The 6,467-nt window shown below is 65.1% G+C and carries 7 protein-coding genes and 1 pseudogene; 1 reads left to right on the top strand and 7 read right to left on the bottom strand.

Translation table 11 applies throughout. The features are described from left to right. The 5 genes and pseudogenes from MXB90_RS14195 to MXB90_RS14180 all read right to left on the bottom strand — a co-directional run. Positions 1–94, bottom strand: a pseudogene (locus MXB90_RS14195) (IS5/IS1182 family transposase); the annotation flags it as partial. A gap of 12 nt (positions 95–106) precedes the next feature. Further along, positions 107–301 (bottom strand): hypothetical protein, encoded by a 195-nt coding sequence (locus MXB90_RS14190; protein WP_250045994.1) that lies wholly within the window; start codon positions 299–301, stop codon positions 107–109. Positions 302–642: 341 nt separating this feature from the next. Then, positions 643–768, bottom strand: coding sequence for a hypothetical protein (locus tag MXB90_RS17750; RefSeq protein WP_284040851.1), 126 nt, complete (start codon positions 766–768; stop codon positions 643–645). Between the two features lie 131 nt (positions 769–899). Further along, positions 900–3,188, bottom strand: coding sequence for an arginine/lysine/ornithine decarboxylase (locus MXB90_RS14185; RefSeq protein ID WP_250045992.1), 2,289 nt, complete (start codon positions 3,186–3,188; stop codon positions 900–902). Between the two features lie 146 nt (positions 3,189–3,334). Beyond that, entirely contained in the window at positions 3,335–4,477 is a 1,143-nt protein-coding gene (locus tag MXB90_RS14180) for an alpha-D-ribose 1-methylphosphonate 5-triphosphate diphosphatase (RefSeq protein ID WP_250045991.1), read from the bottom strand. Positions 4,478–4,572: 95 nt separating this feature from the next. On the opposite strand from MXB90_RS14180, the gene MXB90_RS14175 reads away from it, so the two are divergent. Beyond that, complete coding sequence (locus MXB90_RS14175; RefSeq protein ID WP_250045989.1) at positions 4,573–5,262, top strand: DUF1045 domain-containing protein; 690 nt, start codon at positions 4,573–4,575, stop codon at positions 5,260–5,262. On the opposite strand, the gene phnN is transcribed toward MXB90_RS14175, so the two are convergent. Together phnN and phnL are read right to left on the bottom strand one after the other, a co-directional pair. Continuing rightward, positions 5,244–5,786, bottom strand: coding sequence for a phosphonate metabolism protein/1,5-bisphosphokinase (PRPP-forming) PhnN (gene phnN / locus MXB90_RS14170; RefSeq protein WP_250045987.1), 543 nt, complete (start codon positions 5,784–5,786; stop codon positions 5,244–5,246). The two genes, MXB90_RS14175 and phnN, sit on opposite strands and share 19 nt — an antisense overlap. Beyond that, positions 5,783–6,466, bottom strand: a complete 684-nt coding sequence (phnL, locus tag MXB90_RS14165; RefSeq protein WP_250045985.1) for a phosphonate C-P lyase system protein PhnL — start codon at positions 6,464–6,466, stop codon at positions 5,783–5,785. The genes phnN and phnL overlap by 4 nt, the downstream gene beginning before the upstream one ends. Position 6,467: the final 1 nt, after the last annotated feature.

Raw genomic sequence — 6,467 nt, 5'->3', positions numbered from 1 at the left:
CAAACCAGATCGTCAGCGAACCACGGCGCTTGAGCGCTTCGTTATAGGCCGGCCAGTTCCTGGTCTTGTAGGCAGGGGGGATGGGTCTGCTCATGCCCTCCAGCTACTACACTGGATTCACGAGATGAATCCCCCACGGGTTTTGTGCGACAGAGCCCCCCGAGATCATCGCCCAGATTTCATCCTCGTCCAGTACAGCCAGCGGATGTTCGGTCTCGCCCGCCTCGAAATCGGCAATCGCAAGAGTCGTGCGGGCATTCAACCGGCCGACGGCCTCGGGCGCGTAAAGCGGCTCGTTCATCCAGCCGCGCCCGACCGGAAAGGGTCGCGGCGCCCCCGCGCCACACTGCCCATGACGATGCCGATATCGACGATGCGCATCCGGCCATCCTCGGGGCTGCGCGCCCAGCCGGTCAGCAGCGCGACATCGGCCCAGGGATGCTGGAAAACAACGGTTTCGACCTCATACCCACCGGCGATGAAGTTGATCAGCGTGTGACGGAAAAAGATCGACCAGGCATCGGCACCGGCCCGCGCCGGCCATAACAGTGTGCCCAGCTCGGCGAATTTCAGATTGGCCTCGGGGGTCGAGGAGGTCTGCAGCGCGAAAAGAAAGTTACCCGAGGCAGACAGCCGGAACGCCTAGGCCTCGGCCCAAAGCTCGGCTGACAGGGCCGGGTCCTGCGCCTGCCCGGGGCGGGGGCCAAGGCAAAGGGCCAGCACCAGGGCAAGGCAAAGGTGCCGAAGGGCGGCAGTCAGGGTTGGCATCGCTTTGGTCACGTCCTGTGGTCGCCCAAGCTTAGACGGATGGCGACGATCTGCCAAACACGATCCTGCCGCAGGCCAGATCGCGGCGCCCGCCCGCCGTTCAGGTGGCCCCCCAAATGCCGGTCGCGAAGTCAGATCGCCACGCAATCGGCGTAGTGGCGCACGATGCCGTCGGGGCCGGTTTCCATCACCAGGCCGTGGATATCGGTTTCAAAGCCCGGACATTCCCGCGCGAAATCGCGGTTGAAGCGCAGATAGTCCACGATCTGGGCGTTGAATGTCTCGCCCGGGATCAGCAGCGGAATGCCCGGCGGATAGGGGGTGACAAGGCTGGTGGTGATCCGGCCTTCCAGATCGTCGATCAGCACGCGCTCGGTCTGACGCCGGGCAATGTGCGAAAACGCCTCGGTCGGGGTCATCGCGGGGTGATGATCGCTCAGATAAATCTCGGTCGACAGACGGGCCACGTCGTATTTGGCATAAAGCGCGTGGACATGCTGGCTAAGATCGCGCAGCCCCATGCCTTCATAGCGCGGATGCTTGGCGCAGAATTCCGGCATCACGCGCCACAGCGGCTGGTTGCGGTCGTAATCGTCCTTGAACTGCTGCAGCGCGGCCAGAAGCGTGTTCCAGCGGCCCTTGGTGATGCCGATGGTGAACAGGATGAAGAAGCTGTAAAGCCCGGTCTTTTCCACCACCACGCCATGTTCGGTCAGGTATTTCGACACGATCGAGGCCGGGATGCCCGTCGCATCAAAGCGCCCGTCGATATCCAGACCGGGGGTGATGATCGTGGCCTTGATCGGATCCAGCATGTTGAAGCCCGGCGCCATGTCGCCAAAGCCGTGCCAGGCATCTTCGCCATCGCGCTGCACCCCTTCGGAATCGGTGCGCCGCAAGACCCAGTCCTTGGTCCGGCCAATGCCTTCCTCGGACAGCTCATCCGGGCCCCAGACCTTGAACCACCAATCGTTGTCGCCAAATTCCTCATCGACCTTGCGCATGGCGCGGCGGAAATCCAGCGCCTCAAGGATCGATTCCTCGACCAGCGCGGTGCCACCCGGCGGTTCCATCATCGCGGCCGCCACGTCGCAGCTGGCGATGATCGAATATTGCGGGCTGGTCGAGGTGTGCATCAGATAGGCTTCGTTGAACAGATGCCGGTCCAGTTTCACCTCTTCGCTGTCCTGCACAAGGATGTGGCTGGCCTGCGAAATCCCCGCCAGCAGCTTGTGGATCGACTGGGTCGCATAGGTGACCGAATGTTTCGTGCGGGCCCGCTTGCGGCCCATGGCGTGATAGGTGCCATAGAAGGGGTGGAAGGCCGCGTGCGGCAGCCAGGCTTCGTCGAAATGCAGGTTCTCGACATAGCCATCCAGCATGCCCTTGATTTCCTCGGTGTTGTAAAGAACCCCGTCATAGGTCGATTGCGTCAGCGTCATCACCCGCGGCTTGACCGCATCGGCATCGGCCCCCGCCAGCAGCGGATTGGCGCGGATCTTGGCGCGGATTGACTCGGGCTCGAACTCGGCATGGGCGATTGGGCCGATGATGCCCCAATGGTTGCGCGTGGGTCGCAGGAACACCGGGATCGCGCCGGTCATGATGATCGCATGCAGGATCGACTTGTGACAGTTGCGGTCCACCACCACCACATCACCCGGCGCGACGGTGTGATGCCAGACCATCTTGTTCGAGGTTGAGGTGCCGTTGGTCACAAAGAAACAGTGATCGGCGTTGAAGATTCGCGCCGCATTGCGTTCGGATGCCCCGATGGCGCCGTTGTGATCCAGCAGCTGGCCCAGTTCCTCAACCGCGTTGCAGACATCGGCGCGCAGCATGTTTTCGCCGTAAAACTGGTGATACATCTGCCCGATCGGGCTTTTCAGAAAGGCCACGCCCCCCGAATGGCCCGGACAGTGCCACGAATAGGACCCGTCCTCGGCATAATCCAGAAGCGCCTTGAAGAACGGCGGCTGGATGCCTTCCAGATAGTTCTTGGCCTCGCGCAGGATGTGCTTGGCGACGAATTCGGGCGTATCCTCGAACATATGGATGAAGCCGTGCAACTCGCGCAGGATGTCGTTGGGCAAATGGCGCGAGGTCTTGGTTTCGCCATGTAGGAAGATCGGCACATCGGGGTTCTTCCAGCGCACTTCCTCGATGAAGCTGCGCAGGTTGACCACGGCGGGGTCCAGATCGGGTCCGGGGCTGAATTCCTCATCGTCGATCGACAGCACGAAGGCCGAGGCGCGGCTTTGCTGCTGTGCGAATTGCGACAGATCGCCATAGCTGGTGGCGCCCAGCACCTCAAAGCCTTCGCGTTCGATCGCGTCCGCCAGCGCCCGGATGCCAAGGCCCGAGGCGTTCTCGGACCGGAAATCTTCGTCGATGATGACGATGGGGAATCGGAATTTCATCGGCTTTCCTTCGGATCGGCCCTGCGTTGCCCCGTTCTTTCCAGTGCGGGCTTTGCCGTCAAGGCCAAGTCGTAAAACAAACCGCGATCCGGCGGATTCAGGCCCGAGCCGGATCGCGAAATGCCCCCGCCCGAAGGGTCGAGGCCTCAGGCCACGCGCCTCCCCTGCACCCAGGTGCCGCGAAGCGCACCCGCGCCTGCAATGCGCGCAACCCGGATCACATCCGCGCGCGCGCCAATATCCAGATGCCCGCGATCGCGCAGCCCCGCGGCAGCACCCGGCGCGGACGTGACCGTCGCCACACCCCGCGCGATGTCGCCCCACAGATCGCCCAGCATCAGCGCCGCCGACAACAGCGCCGAGGGCACATAATCGGATGAAACAATATCCAGCAGGTCCGCCTCGGCCAGATCCTTGGCCGCCACATTGCCCGAATGCGACCCGCCCCGGATCAGGTTCGGCGCGCCCATCATCACCGCAATACCATGCGCGCGGCAGGCCCGTGCCGCCTCAACCGTGGTGGGGAATTCGGCGAAATGCGCGCCATGCGCGGCCGATTGCGCGACATGGCCGGCGGTTGTGTCATCATGGCTGGCCAACACCGCGCCATAGCGGCGCGCGGCCTGCACCGCAGCCGCCTCATGCGCCGCACCCACCAGCGCGGACAGCGCCTGCTGGCTGGCAACGTGATCGTCAAACTGGGCATCCGAAAAGCCGTGCTTGCCGCAGACATAGTTCTTCAGCTGCGTCACATCGCGAAACTGGCGCTGACCGGGGGTGTGATCCATCAGGCTGACGATGCCCACGCGATCCTCGGGGCCGAATTTCTCCAGCTCGGCAATCAGGGTTTCGGAACAGACCTCGGCGCGCAGGTGCAGGAAATGGCTGATCCGCAGCGCCCCTTGTGCGCGCAGGTCCAGGATCTCGTCGGCCAGCGCGCGGGCATATTCGCCGTAATTGGCCTTGGCATTGGACACGACCGACCCCACGCGCAGCGCGTCGAACACGGTGGTGATGCCCACGCTGGCCAGTTCCGCATCATGGGCAATGATGGCCGCGGCATGGGGCCAATCGACCTTGGGGCGCGGCTCGATATGGCGTTCAAGGTTGTCGGTGTGCAGCTCGATCAGGCCGGGCATGACCAGATCGCCCGCGCAGTCGATGGCACCGGGCGGCACCGCCACGCCATCGGCGATATCGGCAATGCGTCCGTCCTTCAGGCGCAGGCTGCCGCGCCGCACCTCTTTGGGCAGGACAAGGGTGGCATTGGCAAGGATGGTGTCGGTCATGATTGCAGTCCTGATATTGACGTTCGCGGCGCAAGGCTGCGCAATGCCAGCGGCGTGTCACAGGGATGTGACATTCGTCCGCTATCGGCGCCGGAATGGAAAAGATGAAACGCTACGCGATCTATTACGCGCCCGAACCGGGGCCCCTTGCCGATCTTGCCGCCCATTGGCTGGGGTGGGATGCGGCGGCGGGCCGTGCCCTGCCCCACCCCGATCTTGCGGGTCTGCCCCGCCAGGTGGCCGAAATCACCGAAACGCCGCGCAAATACGGCTTTCACGGCACGATCAAGCCGCCCTTCCGCCTGGCCGCCGGCCAGACGGCAGAGGCGCTGCACCGGGCCTGCGCCGATCTTGCAACGCGCCTGGCTCCGGTCACGCTGGACGGCCTTCACCTTAGCCAGCTGGGCGGGTTCCTGGCGCTGACGCCCCAGGGCGATGCCAGCGCCCTGGCCGATCTGGCCGCCACGGTGGTGCGTGACCTTGACGCCTTCCGCGCCCCCCCGACCGAGGCCGAGATCGCCCGCCGCCGCCCCGAACTCCTGACGATGCGCCAACGCGCCCTCCTGGACCAATGGGGCTATCCCTATCTGATGGAGGAATTCCGTTTCCACCTGACCCTGACCGGCGATCTGGGCACGCCCGAGACCAGTGCCGTGGCCACGGCCCTTGGGCCCCATTTGGCCCCGCATCTGCCCCGGCCCTTTGTCATCCGCGACCTGTGCCTGTTTGGCGAGGCCACGGACGGAATGTTCCGCATCCTGCATCGCTACACGCTTTCGCCCTGAAGCGCGGCCAGAAACCGCGCCACGCCCTGATCCAGCGGGCCATCGTTCACCACGTGCCGGGCGTGAATACCCGCAGGCAAGGAAAAATCCGCCCGCGAAAGCCGCGCCTCGATATCGGCGCGGCATTCGCGACCACGCGCGGCCAGCCGCTCGGCCAGCACCGGCACCGGCGCCGAAACAAGGATCACCGTCAGCCCCGGAAACCGCGCCTGCGCCAGCGGCAACGCCTGCCGTGAGCCGTTGAAGATCACGTCCCGCGCGGCATCCAGTGGCGCAAGTTCCGCCCGGGGGATGCCGTAGTGCAGCCCATGCGCCTGCCAATGCAGGGCAAAGGCACCCGCCGCCAGGCGGTCGGCAAAGACCGCCTCGGTGATACCCTCGAAATCCTCGCCCCCCGCCGCCTCGGGCCGGGAGATGACACGCCGCACCACCGCCAGATCGGGGCGCGCGACCCGCGCAGCGGCCAGCAACGTATCCTTGCCCGCCCCCGAAGGCCCGACCAGCGCGAACAGCCTACCCGTCATGCCGCCAACCCGGGGGTAAAGCCCGTCACGTCCACCAGCCGGTCGCAAACGCGTTCCCGCGCGCCCTCATCATGGAAAATGCCCACGATGGCCGCGCCGCGGGCCTTGGCCTCGTCGATCATGGACAGCACGACCTCACGGTTGGTGGCATCCAGGCTCGCCGTCGGCTCATCCAGCAGCAGCGCGGGATAAGCATGGGCAAAACCGCGCGCGATGTTCACCCGCTGCTGTTCGCCGCCCGAAAAGGTGGTGGGCGACAGCGGCCACAGCCGTTCGGGGATGTTCAGCCGCGCCAGCAGATCGGACGCCCGCGCCCGCGCCTGGTCGGCGGGAACGCCCAGAACCAGAAGTGGCTCGGCCACCACATCCAGCGTCGGCACACGCGGCACCACGCGCAGGAACTGGCTGACATAGCCCAGCGTCTGCCGACGCAGCGCGATCACCTCGCGCGGGGCGGCGCGGGCCACATCGACCCCCGCAACCTCGATCCGCCCCGAGGCGGCAAGGTAATTGCCATAGATCATCCGCATCAGCGTGGATTTCCCCGCACCCGACGCCCCGACCAGCCCCACACATTCGCCCGGCGCCACGGACAGCGCCGCCCCCGCCATCACCGGGATCACCGCGCCGCCCTGATTGTGCAGGGTGAAGCTTTTGCACAGATTGGAAATCTCGATCATC

Origin of the sequence: Phaeovulum molybdatiresistens (assembly GCF_023544865.1) — a bacterium.
GTDB lineage: Bacteria > Pseudomonadota > Alphaproteobacteria > Rhodobacterales > Rhodobacteraceae > Pontitalea.
Note: the sequence above shows the minus strand (reverse complement) of the source record. Positions and strands in the feature narration are given on the sequence as shown.